Genomic DNA, 18,009 nt, shown 5'->3' with positions numbered 1-18,009 from the left:
GCGGGACGAGACAAGGAAAAGAGGCGGCCCGGCCCCGCCGCCAAAGGCCGGCAAGGAATGGATGTCCCCGGGCCGCCTGCGCCGCCGCGGCCGGCGTTGACCGGCCCGGGCCTGGCAGGGTACTCGACCAGCCAGACGCGACCAAGGAGCCGCCATGCCCGATGCCACGCCCAAAGGGCCTGCCGACGCCCCCTACGACCTCTCCAATCCCCAGGTGCTCCTGGCCTGGCAGCGCAACCACCTGGCCAACGAACGGACGTTCCTGGCCTGGTGCCGCACGGGCCTGGCCCTTTTCGGCTTCAGCTTCGTCATCGAGCGCTTCGACTTTTTCATCCGCCAGATCCAGGACGTGCCCCTTTTTTCCGGCGTGGCCCAAAAGCACCTGCACACCGAGGCCGTGACGCTCTCCACCTTTGCCGTGGGCGTGCTCGTCATGGTCGTGGCCGTCTGGCGCTTCTGGTACATCCGCCGCTGCATCAACACCGGGGCCAAGGTCTTTTCCCCCGTGCCGGACATCGTGTTCACGGCGGCGGTGGTCGGCATCATCCTCGGACTTTTTTCCGTGTTCTGGCATCTGATCGCCCAATGAACGACGCTTGCGGAGGTCTGTCCATGCCTGTTGTCACGACATTCGTCCTCGGGCTCTTGCTGGCCGCCTCGGCCGCGTTTCCGCCGGCCCTGGCCGCCAAAACGGCCGAGGCCCCGCCGCTCGCCCGGGCCGTCGTCACCGAGGCCGCCGGCCGCCTGGACGACACCCTGGCCGCCGTGGCCCGAAGCGCCGCCTCCCTCGGCGCGGCCTACGCGGCCCTCGCCCGCGACACCGCGCCCCCGACCCCCGAGGAGCGCGGCCGGTTCCTGCAGAACTACGCGGTCAAGGACGGGGTGGTGGCCTTCCGCGACCGGCAAAGCCCCTGCGGCCCGGAACCGGCCGCCGAGGCCCCGTGTCCGGCGCTTCTTTTCTACGACGGCGAAAACTTCACGGACGAGACCTTCCGGCAGCTCTCTGTCCTGTCCCGGCTCGGCCCGGCCATGGCCGCCGCCCACGACGCCCTGCCCTTTTCCTGGGTCTACCTGACCACCCCGGGCCAGAACTTCGCCATCTACCCCTATCTGCCCCTGGCCGAGGCCGTCGGCAACTACCAGCCCACGGAAAAAGACTTCTACACCGCCGCCGATTTCAAGGGGAAAGCCTGCGGCTGGCTGTCGCCCTACCTCGACCTGGCCGGGGCCGGCATGATGGTCACGGTCTCCTGCCCGGTCTACGACGGGGAGACGCTTTTGGCCGTCTCCTCCCGCGACGTGACCCTGGCCCAGCTTTCGAGCCGCGTAATGGCCGACCTGGCCGGCATCCCCGGGGGCCGGGCGGTGCTCATGAACCGGCGCGGCAAGGCCATCGCGGCCAGCGACGCCACGGTGTCGGCCTTTATCGAGCGCGAAAACGGCAAGGCCGGGGACGCGGTGGTCTATTTCCGGGCCGACCGGGGGCTGGCCGCCCTTGGCCTGGAAAAGGGGCTGGCCTCGCCGGACGCGGCCCTCAACCAGGCCGGCGAGGAGGTGGTCGCCCGGCACGAGACCGACCGGGAAAACCCCATCGTCTTCACCCAGGGCCGGGACGCGGTGCTGGCCACGCGGCTGGCCGCCACGGGCTGGTATCTGGTGCTGCTCGTTCCCCAAAAGGCGGCCCGATGAACGAATCCTTCCCCCACGGCGGCAACCGCCTCGCCCTGGCCCGGTCCGCCGGCCGCGATCCCGGAGACCTCCTCGACGCCTCGGCCAGCATCAATCCGCTCGGGCCCCCGGACTGGCTGCGCACCACCATCAGCGCCGCCGTCTCGGACCTCGTCCACTACCCGGACCCGGACGCCACCGCCCTCCTGGCCGCGGCCAGCCGGCGCTACGGGGCCCCGGCCTCCCATTTCGTGGCCGCGAACGGCACGAGCGAAATCCTTTACGCCCTGCCCCGCTCCACCGGACTGGCCCGGGCCGTCATCCCGACCCCGTCCTATGCCGACTACGCCACGGCGGTCCACAAGGGCGGCTTCGACATCCGCCGCCTGCCCCTGACCGAACTCGACGGCTTCGCGGTCCACACCGACCGGATCGAGGGCGTGCTGCGCTCGCCGTCCCTGGTCATCGTCGCCAGCCCCAACAACCCCACCGGCCGGACCGTGCCCGCGGCCGCCATCCGGGAGATGGCCGGCCGGCATCCCCAGAGCCTGTTCGTGGTGGACGAGGCCTTTGCCGATTTCGTCCCGGGCTTCGAGTCCCTGGCCGGCGCCGACCGGCCCCACAACGTGGCGGTCCTCCTGTCCCTGACCAAATCCTTCGCCATCCCGGGCCTGCGCCTGGGGCTGCTCGCCGCCAGCCCCGACCTGGCCGACTGGGTCCGCAAGAACCTGCCCCCGTGGTCGGTCAACACCCTGGCCCAGGCCGTGGGCGCCCGGGCCCTCGGCGACGCGGCCTACCTGGAAAAAACCCGGGCCGCCCTGCCCCGGTTGCGCGACCGGCTGGCCGACGGCTTGATCCGGCTTGGCCTCACCGTCTATCCGGGCGCGGCCAATTTCCTCCTGGCCCGGCTGCCCATGGACGCCCTGTCCTCCACCGAACTCTGCCGCCGGGTCCTGGCCGAACACGGCGTCGCCCTTCGCGACTGCGCCAATTTCTCGGGCCTCTCGGACCGCTACGTCCGGGTGGCCGTGCGGCCCCTGGCCGAAACCGACCGGGTGCTCACCGCCCTGGCCGCCATCCTCGATCCGCCCCGGGCCCCGGCCTTTCGGCCCAGGCGCCGGACCCCGGCCCTCATGGTCCTCGGCACGGCCTCCAACGCCGGCAAATCGGTCCTGTGCGCCGGCCTTTGCCGGGTGCTCGCCCGGTCGGGCCTTCGGGTCGCGCCGTTTAAGGCCCAGAACATGTCGCTCAATTCCGGGGTCACGGCCGACGGCCTGGAGATGGGTCGGGCGCAGATCCTGCAGGCCCGGGCCTGCAACCTGGCTCCGGACGCGCGCATGAACCCGGTGTTACTCAAACCCACCTCCGACGTCGGCTCCCAGGTCATCGTCATGGGCCGGCCCGTCGGCGTCATGCGGGTGGGGCAGTACATCGCCTACAAGCCGACCGCCTTCGCCGCCGCCCGCGAGGCCTACGACACCCTTGCCGCCACGGCCGACGCCATGGTGCTGGAGGGGGCCGGCAGCCCGGCCGAGGTGAACCTGAAGGCCCACGACATCGTCAACATGGCCATGGCCGCCCACGCCGGGGCCCGGGCGATTCTGGTCGCGGACATCGACCGGGGCGGGGCCTTTGCCGCCATCGCCGGCACCATGGAGTGCCTGACCGAGGCCGAGCGGGCCCGCATCGGCGGCTACGTCCTCAACCGGTTTCGCGGCGACGCCGGCCTGCTGGCCCCGGCCAACGACTTCCTGCGCGACCTGACCGGCCGGCCGGTCCTTGGCGTGGTGCCGTATCTGCCCGCCCTCGGGCTGCCGGAGGAGGATTCGGTCTCCTTCAAGGACGGGAAGACGCTCGGCGAGGCCCCGCCCAGCGATCCGGACTGCCTCGACATCGCGGTCGTCGATCTGCCGCGCGTGTCCAATTTCACGGACCTGGACGCCCTGGCCGTGGAGCCGGACGTCCGGCTTCGCCGGGTGGCCGAGGCCGCCGCCCTGGGCCGTCCGGACGCGGTCCTTTTGCCCGGCAGCAAGAACACCCTGGCCGACCTGGCCTGGCTCAAGGAAACGGGGCTGGCCGGGGCCGTCGCCGCCCTGGCCCGGGAGGGGAAAACGGAGGTGGTGGGCCTTTGCGCCGGCCTGCAGATGCTCGGGCAGGAGGTGGCCGATCCCCTGGGCCTGGAATCGGGCCGGGGCACCGGGGAAGGGCTTGGGCTTTTGCCGCTCTCCACCGAGCTTGTGGCCGAAAAGACCCTGGCCGCCACCCGGGCCGTCCACACGCCGACCGGCCTGCCGCTTCACGGCTACGAGATCCACCACGGCCTGACCCGGGTCATGACCGGGGCCGGGGCCGGGGCCGGGGTGGCCGTCACCCGGACGGACGGTGCGCCCATCGGCTACGCCCGGCCGGACCTTCCTGTGTGGGGAGCCTACCTGCACGGCCTGTTCGACGCCGACGGCTTTCGCCGGCATTTCTTAAACGGCCTGCGGCAGCGGCGAGGCCTGCCGCCCGTCGGAACCCTCACAGCCTACGACCTGGAGCCGGCCCTCGACCGGCTGGCCGACGCCCTGGAGGCCGCCTGCGACATGGCGGTCATCCGCCGGCTGATGGGGCTGTAGGCCAAAAGAAGCGCGCCGCATCCGCCGGCGTCGTCCGGGCGGACCGGACGGCGCGGCGCATACGGCGCGTGAGGCAAAAAAGAAGGGTGCCGGCGAAGACCGGCTGGTCTCAGGAGCCGGAAGCCGGCGTGGCGGCCGGGGCGCTCTTGCAGGAGCCGCAACCGCCGTCCGAGGCGGCCTTGGCGCAGGGCGTGGACGCGGCGGCTTCGCCGGAAGAGGACGCGGCGTCCGTGGAGGCGGCGGACTTGCCGTTGCCGTTGCCGCCGGCGGCGCTGCAGCCGCCGTTGCCCTTGTAGTCCGTGACGTACCATCCCGTGCCTTTGAGCACGAACGACGTGTTCGACATGATGCGCCGGCCGGTGGCGCCGCAGGCCTCGCAGGCCGCTTCGTCCACGTCGAACTTTTTCTGCAAGACCTCGAAAACCTTCCCGCACTCGCCGCACTTGTATTCGTAGATGGGCATTTCGCTCTCCCCTGTCGCGCATTTGGCCGGCATGGCCGGCCGCAACAACTCATCCTTCGGCCCTTGTTTGTCAAGGGCCGGTTCCCGCCGCCGCACGGTTCCGGCAGCACTCGACAACGTCGAGCGCCAAGAAAAGTAAGCGGATTCGCCGGACAGTCAAGAGGCGCAACCGGCGGGAAAAAATCCGGACCGGCCGGACCGGCCGGGAAAGGAAAAAACGGCGGCACGCAGCCAACGGAACCGGGACGGCGGGGGCAGGCCGGAGAACGTCCCGGCCCGAAGGATCACCTGCAACAAGATCGCGCCCTGCAAGGGGAAACAAGAAGGTCCTGCCCGTCCTTCTTGCGTAAGGCGGCCCGACTGGTTTCGAAGACTCCGGCTAGGCCTTGCCCCGGCGCTCCCACAGCTTCATTTCGCGCATCTTCTTGCGCCGCTCCCGTTGCAGCGACTTGCACACCAGGGGCATGCCTTTGGGGTAGCTCCATTTTTCCCGATACTGCTCCGGCGTGAGGCCGAATTTGGCCAGATGACGCCGGGTCAGGATCTTGAACGCCTTGCCGGATTCCATGCAGGTGATGCTGCGTTCCTTGACGGCCTTTTTCGCATCAAGGGAACCGGCCGGCCCCTCCCCGCCCGGTGCGGCCGGTGCGCCGGAATCAATGGTCCGGATGCTCGTGGCCAGCTTCGACACCATGCCGGTGATCTCTTCCTCGGTCATGTTCCTGGTTTTGGCCTGCGCCTTCACAATATCCAAAGCGAGCGACAAATACGTATCCATTGCATACACCTCCCTAAAGAGCCCCTATAGCAGCTTTCCGCGAAAAAAGACAATACCCGGCCGGGTACGTTGTCGAGAGCCGAAAAAAGGTTGCGCCGGGACGACGGAGAAAATATCCCAGGGGAAATCCATCTCCCAAAGGAACACCCATGACGCCCACCGCGTTCCCGCGTCTCCTGCTGCGGCTGCTGGTGCCGGCGGCCTGCCTTCTGGCCGGCTGCGGCCACGCCTACGTCAATCCGGACATCGCCGACCCGGCCCGGGCCAAAGAGCGGCTGGCCGTGGACTCGGCCATCTGCAAACAGGAAGCCAACGACACCGTGCAGCCCACCTATGGCCTGGAACGCTTCGAATTCGATCCGACCATCGAGGCCCAGGCCGACCGGTTCGTGGCCAACGCGGCCGAGGACGACGCCAACCTCGACGTGTACGCCACCTGCATGCGCCACCGGGGGTGGCGGTTCAAGAAATAGGCGGCCGGACAGCAGATGGGAACGGCGTCCGGCAAGACCGCGCAAGCGGCAGGCCGGACGCCGGAACAAGACAGAGAGGTGCGGACGCGGCCCTAGTGCACGCTGCCGCTGGAGGGAACTTCGGGATTGCCGGCTGCGGCCAGGCTGGCGGCGAAACGGAGCACGGCCGGGTCCTGGCGCCACTGGGCAAACAGCGTGTCCCAGACGGCAAACGGCATGGGTTCGGCGTCGAGCTGGCCTTCGTGGCCGGACAGCCAGACGGAAAAAAGTCGCATCCGCATGGCAAAGGGCTTGCTGTCGAAGGCCTTGGCCATGGTGCCCTGGGGAAAGGTGCCCCCCTCGAAGGACCGGAACACGAATTCGCCGATGGCCCGGCGCGAGGACTCCATGTCGATGGGCTGGCCGTTTATGCTGGCCACGAACTCGGCCAGAAACGGGTGCTCCGCCTTGAGTTCGGCCATGGCCTCCTCGGGCACGTCCAGGAACACCACGCCGTCCTGCTCCACCGCGAAATAGAAACGGGCCCAGTGCTCGACCATGAAGACGCGAAAGATCTCTTCGCTGGCTTTCTCGATAGGATCCATGGAATGCTCTCCTTTATAGCGGCCGCGCGCAACGCGCAAAATGTCCCGGCGCGACTTCGGCCAGGGGCGGCGCGTCTTCGGCGCAGGCGGCCACGGCCCGGTCGCAGCGGGGATGAAAGGGACAGCCCGGGGGCGGCGCGGCCGGGTCCGGAGCCTCTCCGGCAAGGACGGCCGGCGCGCGTCGGCCGGGATCGAGCCCCGGCACCGCGTCCAGAAGCGCCCTGGTATACGGATGGACCGGGCCGTCGTAAAGCTCCCGCACCGGGGCCAGCTCCACGATCCGCCCCAGGTACATCACCGCCACCCTATCGCTCAAATGGCCGACCACGGCAAGGTCGTGGGAAATGAACAGGTAGGCCAGGCCCAGCCTGGCCTTGAGGTCGGCCAGGAGGTTGACCACCTGGGCCTGGACCGAGACGTCAAGGGCCGAAACCGGCTCGTCGCAGACGAGGAGCGCCGGGGAGAGGGCGAGGGCCCGGGCCACGGCCACCCGCTGCCGCTGGCCGCCCGAGAACTGGTGCGGAAAGCGCCGGGCGTGCTCGGGCAAAAGCCCGACCTGGGCCAGGAGTTCCATGACCCGCTCCCGCCGCTCCCGCCGCGACCCGACCCCCATGGCCAAAAGCCCCTCGGCCACGGTCCAGCCGATGGGCAGGCGCGGATTGAGCGAGGCGAAGGGGTCCTGGAAAATCATCTGCACCAGATGCGGCAGGCGCGCCCGGGCCGCGGCGTCCCCGGCCCAGGGGTCGAGGCCGGCCACGCGCACGCGGCCGGCCGTCGGCGGTTCGAGGCCGACGGCGAGCCGCGCCAGGGTGGACTTGCCGCAGCCCGATTCCCCGACCAGCCCCAGGGTCTCGCCCGGGGCGATAACGAGGTCCACGCCATCGACGGCCAGGGTCCGGCGGACGGCGCCCGAAAAAAAGCCCAGGCTGGACTGGTAGTGGCGCGAGAGGCCGGAGAGTTCCAGGATGGGCGACGCGCCCGTGACCTCAGCCATAGAGCCAGCACCTCACGCGCCGCCCGTCCGGCAGGTCGAAAAGGGGCGGGATGTCCCGGGCGCACGGGGCAAAGGCCCGGGGGCAGCGGGGATGGAAATGGCAGCCTGTCGGCAGGTCGGCCAGGCTCGGCACCGTGCCCGGGATGGGGGTCAGCCGCCGGCCCCGGTCGGACAGGCGCGGCAGGGAGGCGAGAAGCCCCTGGCCGTAGGGATGGGCCGGTTCGCGCAAGAAATCGGCCACGGCCCCGTACTCCACCAGCCGGCCGGAATACATGACCGCCACGTTCTCGGCCGTCTCGGCCACCACGCCCAGGTTGTGGGTGACGAGCGCGATGGCCGTGCCCGTGTCCCGGGCCAGGCCGAGCATCAGGTCGAGGATCTGGCGCTGAACCGTGACGTCGAGCGCCGTGGTCGGCTCGTCGGCGATGAGGAGTTCGGGCGAAAGGATGAGGGCCATGGCGATCATGACCCGCTGGCGCTGGCCGCCGGACAGCTCGTGGGGATAGGCCCGAAGCCGCCGGCCGGCGCCCGACAGGCCCACCCGGTCGAGCATGGCCCCGGCCGCCGCGAGCGCCTCCCGGCGCGAGGCGCGGCGGTGGACGCGCACGGGCTCGGCCACCTGGTCGCCGATGGAAAGGACCGGATTGAGCGAAGTCATGGGCTCCTGGAAGATCATGGAGGCCCGGCTGCCCCGGATGGTCCGGCGTTTGCCCTCGGGCAGGGCGAGGAGATCCTGGCCGCCGAAGACCGCCCGGCCGGACACGATCCGCCCGGGCGGCGAGACGAGGCCCAGAATGGACAGGGCCAGCACGGTCTTGCCGCAGCCCGATTCCCCGACCACGGCCAGGACCTCGCCCCGGCCGATGGCCAGATCCACCCCGTCCACGGCCCGAAGCGGGCCGGAGGGCGTGTCGAAGACCGTGGTCAGGCCCTCGACGGAAAGCAGCGGCGCAAACGCCCGCTGGCCGGCGCCGGCCGGCATCGCGGCCCCCTGGCCGTCGTCTGGCACCATCCGTCCCGCTCCCCTTGCCACCCGCCCATCGGCGCGTTATAAACCCATAAAGGACAGCCCGTCTTTTCAAGGAGGACTCTCATGAGCTATCCGTACCGCTCCATGCAAACGACGCAGTCCCGCGTCGAGGTTGTAAACGCCTTCATGCGCGGCGTCTACGGCTGGATGTGCCTGGGGCTCTTGCTTACGGCCGGCGCTTCGGCCTTCACGGTATCGAGCCCGGCCATGATGCAGGCCGTTTTCGGCAACCAGATCCTGTTTTTTGGCCTGATCATCGCCGAATTCGGCCTGGTGATCGGCATTTCGGCCGCCATCAACCGCCTGTCCGCCGGCGCGGCCAGCGGCCTGTTCCTGCTTTACAGCGCCCTAAACGGCATCACCCTGGCCGCGATCTTCGCCGTCTACGCCAAGGCTGCCATCTTCAACGCCTTTTTTGTCACCGGCGGCATGTTCGGGGCCATGAGTCTCTACGGCCTGTTGACCAAAAAGGACCTGACCTCGTTTGGCAGCTTCCTCTTCATGGGCCTTGTCGGCATCGTCATCGCCTCGGTGATCAACATCTTCACCAAAAGCGCCATGATGGACTTCATCATCTCGTGCGTGGGCGTGCTGGTGTTTTTGGGGCTGACGGCCTACGACACGCAAAAGCTCAAGGTCATGGGTGAAATGGCTCCGGCCGACGACGCTACGGCCGTGCGGCGGGGCACCATCCTCGGGGCCCTGACCTTGTATCTCGACTTCATCAACCTGTTCCTCATGATGCTGCGGCTTTTCAGCGGCTCCAACCGCGACTAGTGTTGCGAACTTTAAAAAATACGTCAGTATTTTTTAAGAAAACTTAATCATCTCTGATGGTTATCCATGAAAAAGTATGTACTTTTTCATGGGCGCGACCCTAGGACGCGCCGCCGGCCCTTTCCTGGCCGGCCGTCCGCGCGAGCCCTGGCCCGGGAACGCCTTTTGAAGCAAAACGCCATGACCGCATCGCCCGATCCCCGCGCCCCCGGACGGATGCCCGGAGCGCCGGCCTAGCGATGCGAAACACCAGACGAAAAAAGACGGAGGGGCGGCCCCGCCCCTCCGTTTCCCTTGCCACCCGCCAGCCGATCGCCGAACACGTGAAACGCGCCCTCCGGGCGCTGCTCGTGCCGCCGTCCCGGCTCTTCGCCCTGTACCAGCGCCTGCGGCGAAAGGCCCACGCCCTGGGCCTCTTGCGGACCTGCCGGCCCCAGGCGGCGACCGCCGGCGTCGGCGGCCTGTCGGCCGATTGCCGGGGCCGGGTGCTGCTCACCTCCTGGCTCCTTGGCTGGGCCAGGGCCCGGGGGGTTGGCGCGGCCGTGGCCGGGCCCCTCGGGGACGGCCACCCGCCGGCCGTGCCCTTCCAGGTGACCCCGGGCGGCGATCCGGACGAATCCGGCATCGAGGCGGCGCTGCTGGCCAGTTACGACCCGGCCGGCCGCTTCATCATCGACTCCGACCCGGCCCGGGCCGCCACGGCCGCGGTGCGCTCCTTCGCCCCGGACCTGCTGCTGCTCGAGGACGCCTTTGCCGACGCCCGCCTCAAAAAGGACATCGAGCTGGCCCTCCTTACCCCCGACGACCTGGGGCCGGGCTGGAACAAGGTCTTTCCGGCCGGCGCCTGGCGCCTGGACGCCACGGCCCTGGCCCGGGCCTCGGCCTTTTGCGTCTTTGCCGGCCCCCTGTCCCTGGACGCGGCCATGGAAGCGGCCAAGGCCCGGCTGGCTCCCTACGGCAAGCCGGTCTTCGGCCTGACCTTCTCCATCTGGCGCTGGCGGGGCCCGGACGGCCCGGCCACGGCCGAGGCCCTGGCCGAGGAGCCCTACATCGCGGTCCTTGGCGAATCCGACCGCGACATCCTGCCGGAACTCCTGCGCCGCAACCTCGGCGCCTCGCCCCGGCTGGCCTTTTTCATCCACGACCGCCACCGCTTCACGCGCCAGGATTTCGAGAACCTGCGGGCCGATGCCGAACGGCTGCGGGTCAAAACCATCCTGACCTCGCCCCGGCTGGCCTTGAAGCTCCGCCAGGGCGGCCGGGCCCTCGACGGCTACGCCGTCTGGACCTATGATCCGGAGGTCGTGTTCGGGCCGACGCTTTTCACCGACGTTCCCTTTCTTTCCTGGTGGGAGGCGGCCTATCGGGCCGTGTCCCGGGAGCGCCACACCTCGTGAGAGGACGCCATGCCGAGCCAGCCCCGCTTTCCGGCCACCATGCTGGCCCTGCTGACGCTGACCCTGGCGGCGCTTGCGGCCCTGTCCGGCTGTTTCGCCCCCAAGGGGCCGGAGGTGCGGCTGGGATTCGTGGCCACGTTTAGCGGCGAGGGATTCCGGGCCGGCCGCGACGCCCTGGAAGCGGCCCGGTTCGCCGTGGAAACCGCCAACCGCTACGGCTTTCCGGTCGTCAACGGCCGTCCCTGCCGCGTGAGCCTTTTTTTCGCCGACGACAAGGATTCGACCGACGGCGCGGCCCGGGCCGTGGCCGACCTGGTGGCCAGGCAACACGTCATGGCCGTCATCGGCCCCTACCCGAGCGAGCTGGCCAACGCCGCAGCCCTGGCCGCCGAGACGGCCGGCGTGCCGCTCATCGCGCCCTCGGCCACGGCGGCGGTGGTCACGGCCGGCCGGCCCCACATCTTCCGCATCGCCTTCACCGACGCCTTCCAGGGCGCGGTCCTCGGCCGGCTGGCCCGAAACGAACTCCACTTCGACCGGGTGGCCGTGATCGCCAACAAGGACAGCCTGTCGAGCACGTCCCTGACCGAGGCCTTCCTCCAGGCCTTCACGGCCTGCGGCGGCACGGCCCGGGTCTTTGCCTACGAGGACCGCGACCGCGACTTCGCCCCCCTCCTGCGGGAGGCCCTGGCCGGGAAGCCCCAGGCGCTTTTCCTGCCGAACGCCAGCAAGGAATCCGTGCTCCTCGGCCTGGCCGCCCGAAAGGCCGGCTTCACCGGCACGCTCTTTGGCGGCGACGCCTGGGACGGGCCGGAGATCTCGCGGCTTTCCGCCTTTGACGGGGCCTACTACGTGGACCACTGGCGCGAGGACGCGCCGGGCGGGCGGTCCGGCCAATACGCCGACGCCTTTCGCCGCGAGCGCAAACGGCCGCCCACGGAACTGGGGGCCCTGACCCAGGACGCGGTGGGCGTGGTGCTGGCCGCCGTGCAACAGGCCGGCTCGGTCGAGCCCGAGGCCGTGACCCGGGCCCTCATGGACCTGCCCGCCTACGACGGCGTCACCGGCCGCTTCGACTTCGTGGACGACGGCAACCCGGTCAAATCCCTGGTCATAAGCCGCGTCACCAGAGGCGGCTCCACCACCGAATCCCGGGAACTGCCGCCTCCGCCCCCCTGCCCCGGGCCGTGACGCCCGGCCCGGATGTCCTCAGGCCGGCCGGGCCGCCTCCCCCGCCTCCGGCGCGGGCACCGGCCTTCCGGCCCCCTGCGCCTCGGCCTCCGGCAGCCGGACCCGGCCCGTCTCCAGCAACACCCGCAAGAGCGCCATGCCCCCGCACTGGCGGCTGACGGCCGTGGCCGACCACCTGCCGTCGGCCACGTATTTTCCCGAAGCATAGGCCGTGGTGAAGCTCCACAGGTACGGGCTCGGCACGGGCGGGCGGCGGTTTCTGTAGCCAAAGCCGTTGTAGCGTTCGAGGACGTAGGCCACCCCGGCAACGGACCAGTCCCGCCACCGGTCGAGGCCGTGCAGGCCCAAGGCGTCCGCCGCGCTGTCCTCCCAGGCGAAGGGCGGGACGCCCTTTGCCGGCCGGCCCGCCGGCACCCGGACGGTGCGGCCGGACAGCGGATCGCCGTTGTGCAGGTGGCCGGCAAAGGAGCCGCCGCACTCCAGGCTGTGCAGGATGCCGACCACAGGAGCCGGCACCCCGGTCCTGGCCTCGACGGCCCGGTAGCGGGACCACCGCTCCCCGGCCACCAGCCGCCCGGCCCCGGCCCGGACCTCGGACAGGCGTTCGGGCCGGATGGCGGCCCCGGCAAAAATCCCTTCGTATTCCCGGGCCAGTGCTTCGGTAAAACGGACAGGCGGCATGGACTTTCCTCCGGTTGCAGTGGACGACTCCACAACCCTATCAGTCCACGCCGCCGGGATTGCGTCAAGCGAAGAAAAGAGAAGACCGGGGACTCTGCTCCGGTCCCCACCCGGGGGGTACTCCGCTCGAACCCTCCCCGGCCGGGAGAGAGCCCACCAGGCCGGGGAGGCCTCTTTCCGGCCCACCCCGCACCGCCGCTATGTCCAGTCGCGCGGCTCCAGTCCCATGATCTTCCGGAACCGGTCTTCGGTCTCCCGCAGGTAGTCCATGGCCGCCGGGTCGTCCTCGGCCGGGGCGAAGGGGGCGAAGTCCTTGTCGGAGAGTGGGCTGTAGGGGCCGGGTTTGACTTCGAAGAGGGCGGTGTCCGGGGCCAGCGCCAGGATGGCGTGCCAGCCGCCGGCCGGGGCGTCGAGGGCCAGGACGCCGGTGGCGCGGTCGAGGACGGCGCAGTCTTCGGGTTCGAAGCCGCCGTCGTCCTTAAAGCAGATGAAGCCCATGCGGCCGGTCAAAAGCACGAAGGATTCGTCTTTTGGCGGATCGAGGTGCCGGTGGGGGCGCACGTAGGAGCCGGGCTGGAAGGTGTTTACCATGCGGTGGAGCGTCGCCGCGTTGTCGGTGTGGAAGCGGTGGATCTCGCGCTGGCGGGGATTGGCGGCCGCGTCCCGGGCCTTCTGGGCCAGGAGCGCCGCATCCGCCACGGTGAACCGTCCGGGTTCGGACTGGGTGGCCAGGGGCGAGATGCGGCGCAGGGAGAGCGTGTTAGCCATGGAGCGGCAGGCCGGCCGCGGTCAGGCGGTGGTAAGCGGCCACGAGCTGGCCGGACAGGCACATGTCGTGGACGATGAAGGCGACGATGATAAGCCAGTAACCCCAGCAGCAGGCTTTTTTCTCCGCGCCCTCGGTCTGGCCGCGCTGGACATGGAACAGGTAGAAGCTGGCCAGGGCCAGGGGCAGCATGACCCACCAGCGGATGGTGGTGGCCTCGATGAACATGAAGACGACGTAGAGCAGGGCCAGGCCCCAGGCGGTCAGCGTCATGGCGGAAAACGAGCCCACGGGGCAGCCGCAGGCGCACTTTTGATCGGACATGGCAAACTCCTTTGCGGTTTCCCCATCCTATAGCCATGGACCCGGCCGCCTGTCCAGGCGGGACGGGAATGGCCACGGGAATATCCGGAGAGACGGTTGCGGGATCAGGCGAGACGAAGCCGGGCGTAGGCCCGGCCGAGGGCCGCGTCCACGGCGGCCCGGGAGAACCGGCCGGCCACGGCGGCCCGCCCGCCACGGCCGAGGCGGGCGCCAAGGGCCGGGTCGGCCAGGAGCCGGGAGAGGGCACGGGCCAGGGCCGGCGCGTCGCCGGGCGGGACGAGCAGGCCGGTCTCGCCGTCCGCGTTGACCCAGGGGACGCCGGAGCGCGGGATGGCTGTCGAGACCACGGGCTTGCCGAAGGCCATGGCTTCGAGCTGGACGATGCCGAACATCTCGGCCCGGGTGACCGACGGCAGGCAAAAGACGTGGCAGGCGGCCAGCCAATCGGGCAGGCCGGCGTCGGGAATGCGGCCGGGCAGGATGACCCGGTCTGTCAGACCGGCCGCTTCGATCTGGGTGGCAAGGGTCTCGGCCAGGGGGCCGCAGCCGCCGATGACCGTGACCGCGTCCTCGGGCAGGCGGGCGGCGGCCTCGACGAGGACGCCAAAACCCTTGTAGGGCACCAGCCGCCCCAGGGCGAAGACGATTTTCCGGCCGCCGAACCGCTGCCGCAGGGCGGCCACCCGGGCCGGGTCGGCCGCTTCGGGCCGGGCCATGGAGGCGTCCACGCAAAAAGGCACCACAGCACTTTTCCCGGCGAATTCCGGTGTCCGGTCCGACTGTTCCACGTGCACGGCCGTGGGACCGATGACCAGGTCGGCCCGGCGGCAGAGCCAGGTTTCGAGGGGCCGGGTAGCCGCGGCGAGCAGGCCCTTGCCGATGACGTCGCTGTGCCAGTGGAGGACCACGGCCGCCTGCGGCCGGGCCAGGAACAGGGCCAGGCCGGCCAGGGGATTGGGCAGGTGGACGTGGAGCACGTCGAAGCCCGGGGCCAGGGCCACGACCTTGCGGACGTAGGCCAGGGACAGGGGCTGGGACGCGACGGTGGCCAGGACCGGCTGCCGGTGGACCGGCCACACGGCCGCCGCGCCGTCCGGGGCATGGGAGCCGGCAAAGCAGACGACCTCGCCGGTCGCGCCGAGGCGGGCCAGCCCCTCGGCCGCCTGCCGGGTGGCGGTTTCCACGCCGCCGGCGTCCGGCGGGTAGAATTTCCCGACTTGGAGGACCCTCATGCCGTGGCGGACAGGCCGTCCAGGGCCGCGATCACCGTGCGCCGCAGGTTTTCCACCCGGCGCAGCGTGAATTCGTTCATCGGGTCCCCGGCCAGGTTCATGACCAGCCACAAGGCCCCGTAGGTCTGGCCGGATTTGCCGATCAGCGGCAGTTCGAGCTTCATGACCGTCGGCGAGCACATGAGTTCCCGGTCCGCCGCCGCCCCGCCCTCGCGCCGCCAGCGGAAGGCCGGCGCGGCATTCGGGCCGGCCGTTTCCGACGCCAGAGGCGGTCCGGGGAAGCGGCACGATCCGGCCCCGGTACCGGACAGGACCATCTCGGCCATGTCGAACTGCAGCAAATCCAAGGCCTCGGTCATCCGGGTCCACAGCTGTTCGACGTCCGACGCCTGGGAAATCTCGATCTGGTGGTGCAGGAAGGTGCGCCGGTTCCGGGCGATGCCGGTGTCGTCCGAGACGTCGCGCAGCCAGCCGAGGATCTTGTCCACGGCGAAATAGCTGAAATAGCCGGCCTTACGCACCAGAAGCACCAGGGCCGCGCCCACGGCCACCAGGAAAAGGCCCACCGGCGCGTCCCGCAGGTTGACCAGGACCAGGGCGGTCAGGGCCAGGAAAATGGTGATGCCGTAGAGGAAAAACACCACCTTGCGCTGGGACCAGCCGCGGTTCAGCAGCTTGTGGTGCACGTGGCGCTTGTCCGGCTCGAACATGTCCCGGCCGCGCATGAACCGCCGCAGCGGCGCGGTGATGGTGTCGAGGAGCGGCACGCCAAGGGCGATGAGCGGCATGAGGAGCGTCGCGCCGACCTGGCTCTTGACCGAGCCGGAAACGGACAGGGCCGCCAGCATGTAGCCCAGGAAATAGCTGCCTCCGTCGCCGAGAAAGAGGCTGGCCGGATTGAAGTTGTAGCGCAGAAACCCGAGCGTGGCCCCGGCCATGACCCCGAAGAGCGCGGCCGTGTGGAACTCGCCGCGCATGACGGCCAGGACCGCCTGCACCGCGCTGCCGAAAAAGACCACCCCGGCAGCCAGCCCGTCCAGGCCGTCGATCAGGTTGATGGCGTTGATGAGCAGCACGAACCAGAAAACCGTGACCACGTAGGACAACACGTCGAAATGGATGACGAATTCACCCGGGAGCGAGAAAAAGGCGATGCGCGCCCCGCCCCAGCAGGCGATGCTGGCGGCCGCGACCTGGGCCAGGAGCTTGAGCTTCGACGGCAGGGTCCACTTGTCGTCGGCAAAACCCACGGCAAAGATGAGCAAGGCCCCGGCGTAGATGAAGCACATGGGCCGGTTGAACAATTTGGCCACGGTCCGGGCCGGCAAAAACTCGGGGGCCAGGGCCAGGCAGGCGAAAAAGGTGAGAAACAGGGCCAGGCCGCCGCTTCGCGGCATGGGCGAAGTGTGGACCGTGCGGGCTTGCGGCATGGCCAGGATGGCGAACCGCCGCCCCACCCACCGGGCGACCGGCGTGAGCATGAGCGACAGGCCAAGCGCGGCCAGGAAAAGGGATACGATCGGCGTCATACGTTTCGGACGGCAGGCGCGGACAGACTCCGCCCGCCGACCGGCGCACCATAGGCCATGCCCGCACCGGCGTCCACCGTGCCTTGACGGAGGAAGATGCCTCCGGCGGCCGGGGGGGATCATCCCCCCCGGACCCCCCGAAAGGGGGTGGCGCAACAAACAGTCCCGGCCTCCCTGGGCGGAGGGAGGGGCGGAGGGTTATTGGGCGGAGCCGGAGCGGGTTTCGCCGCCGGCGAGCTTCCAGCCGGCCATGCCCCAGGTCAGGTTGGTGGCGGCAAGACCCTGGTCGGCCAGCCTTTTGGCCACGAAAGGCGATCGGTGGCCGGTCATGCAGACGACCACCACCGGCCGGTCGGGATCGAGGCCGAGGTCCTTGGCGTTTTTGCCGAAGGCGTCGGGCCGGTTGACCGCGCCGGGGATATGGAAGAGCGCGTACTCGGCCGGGGTGCGCACGTCGAGGAGCTGCGGACCGGCACCGTCCTTGCGCATGGTCTTAAGCCGCCAGGGCAGCGTCTGCCCCACTCCGGCCATAAGCCAGGCCACGTCCCACAACACGAGGAGAACGAGAAGGAAAAGGACGAACCGCATACCGGCCCCCTTAGTGCAGAAAAACGGCCAACAGCGTGCCAACCCCGAGCAGGGCCGCCACGATGCCGTTCAGGGTGAAAAACGCCACATTGACCCGCGACAGGTCGTTTTCGGAAATGAGCCGGTGCTCGACCAGGAGCACGGCCGAACAGACCGCCCAGAAGGCGTAATAGATCCAGGACAACCCGGCGGCATAGCCGGCCAGGAGGTAGAACAGCGCGGCATCGACATGGGAAAAGGCGGCCAAGGCCAGGGCCGTGCCGATCCCGAACCGGGCCGGCAGGGACTTGAGGCCCTGCTGCCGGTCGAACTCCACGTCCTGGCAGGCGTAGAGCACGTCGAACCCGGCCGTCCAGCAGGTCACGCCGCAGCCGAAAAGAATCGCCGGCAGGGCGAACTCGGGCCTGACAGCCAGCCAGCCGGCCACCGGGGCCAGCCCCAGCACCGAGCCGAGGACGAAATGGCAAAGCCAGGTGAACCGCTTGGTCAGGCTGTAAAAGGCTCCCCAAACCAGGGCCACCGGCGCCAGGGCCAGGCACAGGGGATTGAGCCCCCCGCAGGCGCCCACAAAGACCACCGCGCACCCGGCCGCAAACACCCAGGCCTGCCGCACTGGCACCTCGCCCGTCACCAGCTCGCGCCGGCTCGTGCGGGGATTTAGCCGGTCATAGCGCAGGTCGGCCAGCCGGTTGACGGCCATGGCAAAGGACCGCATGGCCACCATGGCCAGCGTCAGGAGCAGAAACGGCCGCCAGCCCGGCCAGCCGCCGGCCGCCACAAAGAGCCCGATATAGGCGAACGGCAAGGCGAAAACCGAATGCTCCACCTTCACCAACCGCGCCAGCGCACCGACCATGGGACCTCCGTGGGAGGAAGGAAGCCAGGAACCGGGGGAGGAAACCCCTTTTTGAAAAAA

The 18,009-nt window shown here is 69.7% G+C and carries 19 protein-coding genes; 7 read left to right on the top strand and 12 right to left on the bottom strand.

Features of this window, described 5'->3' with window-relative positions:
• Nucleotides 1-154: 154 nt before the first annotated feature.
• From DFW101_RS13660 to DFW101_RS13650, 3 genes are read left to right on the top strand one after another with little or no spacing between them, the layout of a single operon-like run.
• On the top strand, nucleotides 155-589 hold the full coding sequence (locus tag DFW101_RS13660; RefSeq protein ID WP_009182112.1) for a YidH family protein: 435 nt from the start codon (nucleotides 155-157) through the stop codon (nucleotides 587-589).
• A gap of 23 nt (nucleotides 590-612) precedes the next feature.
• Entirely contained in the window at nucleotides 613-1,689 is a 1,077-nt protein-coding gene (locus tag DFW101_RS13655) for a PDC sensor domain-containing protein (protein WP_009182111.1), read from the top strand.
• Entirely contained in the window at nucleotides 1,686-4,286 is a 2,601-nt protein-coding gene (locus DFW101_RS13650; protein ID WP_009182110.1) for a cobyric acid synthase, read from the top strand. The genes DFW101_RS13655 and DFW101_RS13650 overlap by 4 nt, the downstream gene beginning before the upstream one ends.
• Nucleotides 4,287-4,395: 109 nt before the next feature.
• Here the strand turns inward: DFW101_RS13650 and DFW101_RS13645 are convergent, their stop codons facing one another.
• Nucleotides 4,396-4,749, bottom strand: coding sequence for an FmdB family zinc ribbon protein (locus tag DFW101_RS13645; protein ID WP_009182109.1), 354 nt, complete (start codon nucleotides 4,747-4,749; stop codon nucleotides 4,396-4,398).
• Between the two features lie 379 nt (nucleotides 4,750-5,128).
• Entirely contained in the window at nucleotides 5,129-5,527 is a 399-nt protein-coding gene (locus DFW101_RS13640; RefSeq protein ID WP_009182108.1) for a Ros/MucR family transcriptional regulator, read from the bottom strand.
• A 149-nt stretch (nucleotides 5,528-5,676) separates the two neighbouring features.
• On the opposite strand from DFW101_RS13640, the gene DFW101_RS13635 reads away from it, so the two are divergent.
• A complete protein-coding gene (locus DFW101_RS13635; RefSeq protein ID WP_009182107.1) occupies nucleotides 5,677-6,000 on the top strand; it encodes a hypothetical protein in 324 nt (107 codons plus the stop codon).
• A 92-nt stretch (nucleotides 6,001-6,092) separates the two neighbouring features.
• On the opposite strand, the gene DFW101_RS13630 is transcribed toward DFW101_RS13635, so the two are convergent.
• From DFW101_RS13630 to DFW101_RS13620, 3 genes are read right to left on the bottom strand one after another with little or no spacing between them, the layout of a single operon-like run.
• The gene (locus tag DFW101_RS13630) at nucleotides 6,093-6,584 is read right to left on the bottom strand and encodes a hypothetical protein (protein ID WP_009182106.1); all 492 of its coding nucleotides are present in this window, start codon (nucleotides 6,582-6,584) and stop codon (nucleotides 6,093-6,095) included.
• Between the two features lie 13 nt (nucleotides 6,585-6,597).
• A complete protein-coding gene (locus tag DFW101_RS13625) occupies nucleotides 6,598-7,578 on the bottom strand; it encodes an ABC transporter ATP-binding protein (RefSeq protein ID WP_009182105.1) in 981 nt (326 codons plus the stop codon).
• On the bottom strand, nucleotides 7,571-8,590 hold the full coding sequence (locus DFW101_RS13620) for an ABC transporter ATP-binding protein (protein WP_009182104.1): 1,020 nt from the start codon (nucleotides 8,588-8,590) through the stop codon (nucleotides 7,571-7,573). Before DFW101_RS13620 ends, DFW101_RS13625 begins: the two co-directional genes overlap by 8 nt.
• Nucleotides 8,591-8,671: 81 nt before the next feature.
• Between DFW101_RS13620 and DFW101_RS13615 the strand changes: the two genes are divergently transcribed.
• From DFW101_RS13615 to DFW101_RS13605, 3 genes are all read left to right on the top strand, one after another.
• On the top strand, nucleotides 8,672-9,385 hold the full coding sequence (locus DFW101_RS13615) for a Bax inhibitor-1/YccA family protein (RefSeq protein ID WP_009182103.1): 714 nt from the start codon (nucleotides 8,672-8,674) through the stop codon (nucleotides 9,383-9,385).
• Nucleotides 9,386-9,708: 323 nt separating this feature from the next.
• Nucleotides 9,709-10,782 carry a tetraacyldisaccharide 4'-kinase gene (locus DFW101_RS13610; RefSeq protein ID WP_232286040.1) on the top strand — a complete coding sequence of 358 codons (1,074 nt, stop codon included), beginning with the start codon at nucleotides 9,709-9,711 and terminating at the stop codon, nucleotides 10,780-10,782.
• A 9-nt stretch (nucleotides 10,783-10,791) separates the two neighbouring features.
• Entirely contained in the window at nucleotides 10,792-11,973 is a 1,182-nt protein-coding gene (locus tag DFW101_RS13605) for an ABC transporter substrate-binding protein (protein WP_009182101.1), read from the top strand.
• 18 nt (nucleotides 11,974-11,991) lie between these two features.
• On the opposite strand, the gene DFW101_RS13600 is transcribed toward DFW101_RS13605, so the two are convergent.
• The 7 genes from DFW101_RS13600 to DFW101_RS13570 all read right to left on the bottom strand — a co-directional run bounded on the left by DFW101_RS13600 (nucleotide 11,992) and on the right by DFW101_RS13570 (nucleotide 17,949).
• Nucleotides 11,992-12,654: a peptidoglycan-binding protein gene (locus DFW101_RS13600; RefSeq protein ID WP_009182100.1), complete on the bottom strand. Its 663-nt coding sequence runs from the start codon at nucleotides 12,652-12,654 to the stop codon at nucleotides 11,992-11,994.
• A gap of 198 nt (nucleotides 12,655-12,852) precedes the next feature.
• Complete coding sequence (locus DFW101_RS13595) at nucleotides 12,853-13,422, bottom strand: WbuC family cupin fold metalloprotein (protein WP_009182099.1); 570 nt, start codon at nucleotides 13,420-13,422, stop codon at nucleotides 12,853-12,855.
• Complete coding sequence (locus DFW101_RS13590) at nucleotides 13,415-13,744, bottom strand: hypothetical protein (protein WP_009182098.1); 330 nt, start codon at nucleotides 13,742-13,744, stop codon at nucleotides 13,415-13,417. The genes DFW101_RS13595 and DFW101_RS13590 overlap by 8 nt, the downstream gene beginning before the upstream one ends.
• A gap of 104 nt (nucleotides 13,745-13,848) precedes the next feature.
• Nucleotides 13,849-14,976 carry a glycosyltransferase gene (locus tag DFW101_RS13585; RefSeq protein ID WP_009182097.1) on the bottom strand — a complete coding sequence of 376 codons (1,128 nt, stop codon included), beginning with the start codon at nucleotides 14,974-14,976 and terminating at the stop codon, nucleotides 13,849-13,851.
• Complete coding sequence (locus DFW101_RS13580; protein ID WP_009182096.1) at nucleotides 14,973-16,505, bottom strand: glycosyltransferase family 4 protein; 1,533 nt, start codon at nucleotides 16,503-16,505, stop codon at nucleotides 14,973-14,975. Before DFW101_RS13580 ends, DFW101_RS13585 begins: the two co-directional genes overlap by 4 nt.
• Nucleotides 16,506-16,703: 198 nt before the next feature.
• Nucleotides 16,704-17,093, bottom strand: coding sequence for a rhodanese-like domain-containing protein (locus DFW101_RS13575; RefSeq protein WP_009182095.1), 390 nt, complete (start codon nucleotides 17,091-17,093; stop codon nucleotides 16,704-16,706).
• 10 nt (nucleotides 17,094-17,103) lie between these two features.
• Nucleotides 17,104-17,949: a 4-hydroxybenzoate octaprenyltransferase gene (locus tag DFW101_RS13570; protein ID WP_009182094.1), complete on the bottom strand. Its 846-nt coding sequence runs from the start codon at nucleotides 17,947-17,949 to the stop codon at nucleotides 17,104-17,106.
• Between the last annotated feature and the right edge of the window lie 60 nt (nucleotides 17,950-18,009).

Source organism: Solidesulfovibrio carbinoliphilus subsp. oakridgensis (genome assembly GCF_000177215.2).
Classification (GTDB): Bacteria; Desulfobacterota; Desulfovibrionia; order Desulfovibrionales; family Desulfovibrionaceae; genus Solidesulfovibrio; species Solidesulfovibrio carbinoliphilus.
This window is presented reverse-complemented; position numbering and strand designations above follow the sequence as displayed.

Excerpts from the sequence above, each read along its gene's own strand:
- DFW101_RS13660 (WP_009182112.1), top strand. The coding sequence starts at position 155 with ATGCCCGATGCCACGCCCAAAGGGCCTGCCGACGCCCCCTACGACCTC.
- DFW101_RS13655 (WP_009182111.1), top strand. The coding sequence starts at position 613 with ATGCCTGTTGTCACGACATTCGTCCTCGGGCTCTTGCTGGCCGCCTCG.
- DFW101_RS13650 (WP_009182110.1), top strand. The coding sequence starts at position 1,686 with ATGAACGAATCCTTCCCCCACGGCGGCAACCGCCTCGCCCTGGCCCGG.
- DFW101_RS13645 (WP_009182109.1), bottom strand. The coding sequence starts at position 4,749 with ATGCCCATCTACGAATACAAGTGCGGCGAGTGCGGGAAGGTTTTCGAG.
- DFW101_RS13640 (WP_009182108.1), bottom strand. The coding sequence starts at position 5,527 with ATGGATACGTATTTGTCGCTCGCTTTGGATATTGTGAAGGCGCAGGCC.
- DFW101_RS13635 (WP_009182107.1), top strand. The coding sequence starts at position 5,677 with ATGACGCCCACCGCGTTCCCGCGTCTCCTGCTGCGGCTGCTGGTGCCG.
- DFW101_RS13630 (WP_009182106.1), bottom strand. The coding sequence starts at position 6,584 with ATGGATCCTATCGAGAAAGCCAGCGAAGAGATCTTTCGCGTCTTCATG.
- DFW101_RS13625 (WP_009182105.1), bottom strand. The coding sequence starts at position 7,578 with ATGGCTGAGGTCACGGGCGCGTCGCCCATCCTGGAACTCTCCGGCCTC.
- DFW101_RS13620 (WP_009182104.1), bottom strand. The coding sequence starts at position 8,590 with ATGGTGCCAGACGACGGCCAGGGGGCCGCGATGCCGGCCGGCGCCGGC.
- DFW101_RS13615 (WP_009182103.1), top strand. The coding sequence starts at position 8,672 with ATGAGCTATCCGTACCGCTCCATGCAAACGACGCAGTCCCGCGTCGAG.
- DFW101_RS13605 (WP_009182101.1), top strand. The coding sequence starts at position 10,792 with ATGCCGAGCCAGCCCCGCTTTCCGGCCACCATGCTGGCCCTGCTGACG.
- DFW101_RS13600 (WP_009182100.1), bottom strand. The coding sequence starts at position 12,654 with ATGCCGCCTGTCCGTTTTACCGAAGCACTGGCCCGGGAATACGAAGGG.
- DFW101_RS13595 (WP_009182099.1), bottom strand. The coding sequence starts at position 13,422 with ATGGCTAACACGCTCTCCCTGCGCCGCATCTCGCCCCTGGCCACCCAG.
- DFW101_RS13590 (WP_009182098.1), bottom strand. The coding sequence starts at position 13,744 with ATGTCCGATCAAAAGTGCGCCTGCGGCTGCCCCGTGGGCTCGTTTTCC.
- DFW101_RS13585 (WP_009182097.1), bottom strand. The coding sequence starts at position 14,976 with ATGAGGGTCCTCCAAGTCGGGAAATTCTACCCGCCGGACGCCGGCGGC.
- DFW101_RS13580 (WP_009182096.1), bottom strand. The coding sequence starts at position 16,505 with ATGACGCCGATCGTATCCCTTTTCCTGGCCGCGCTTGGCCTGTCGCTC.
- DFW101_RS13575 (WP_009182095.1), bottom strand. The coding sequence starts at position 17,093 with ATGCGGTTCGTCCTTTTCCTTCTCGTTCTCCTCGTGTTGTGGGACGTG.
- DFW101_RS13570 (WP_009182094.1), bottom strand. The coding sequence starts at position 17,949 with ATGGTCGGTGCGCTGGCGCGGTTGGTGAAGGTGGAGCATTCGGTTTTC.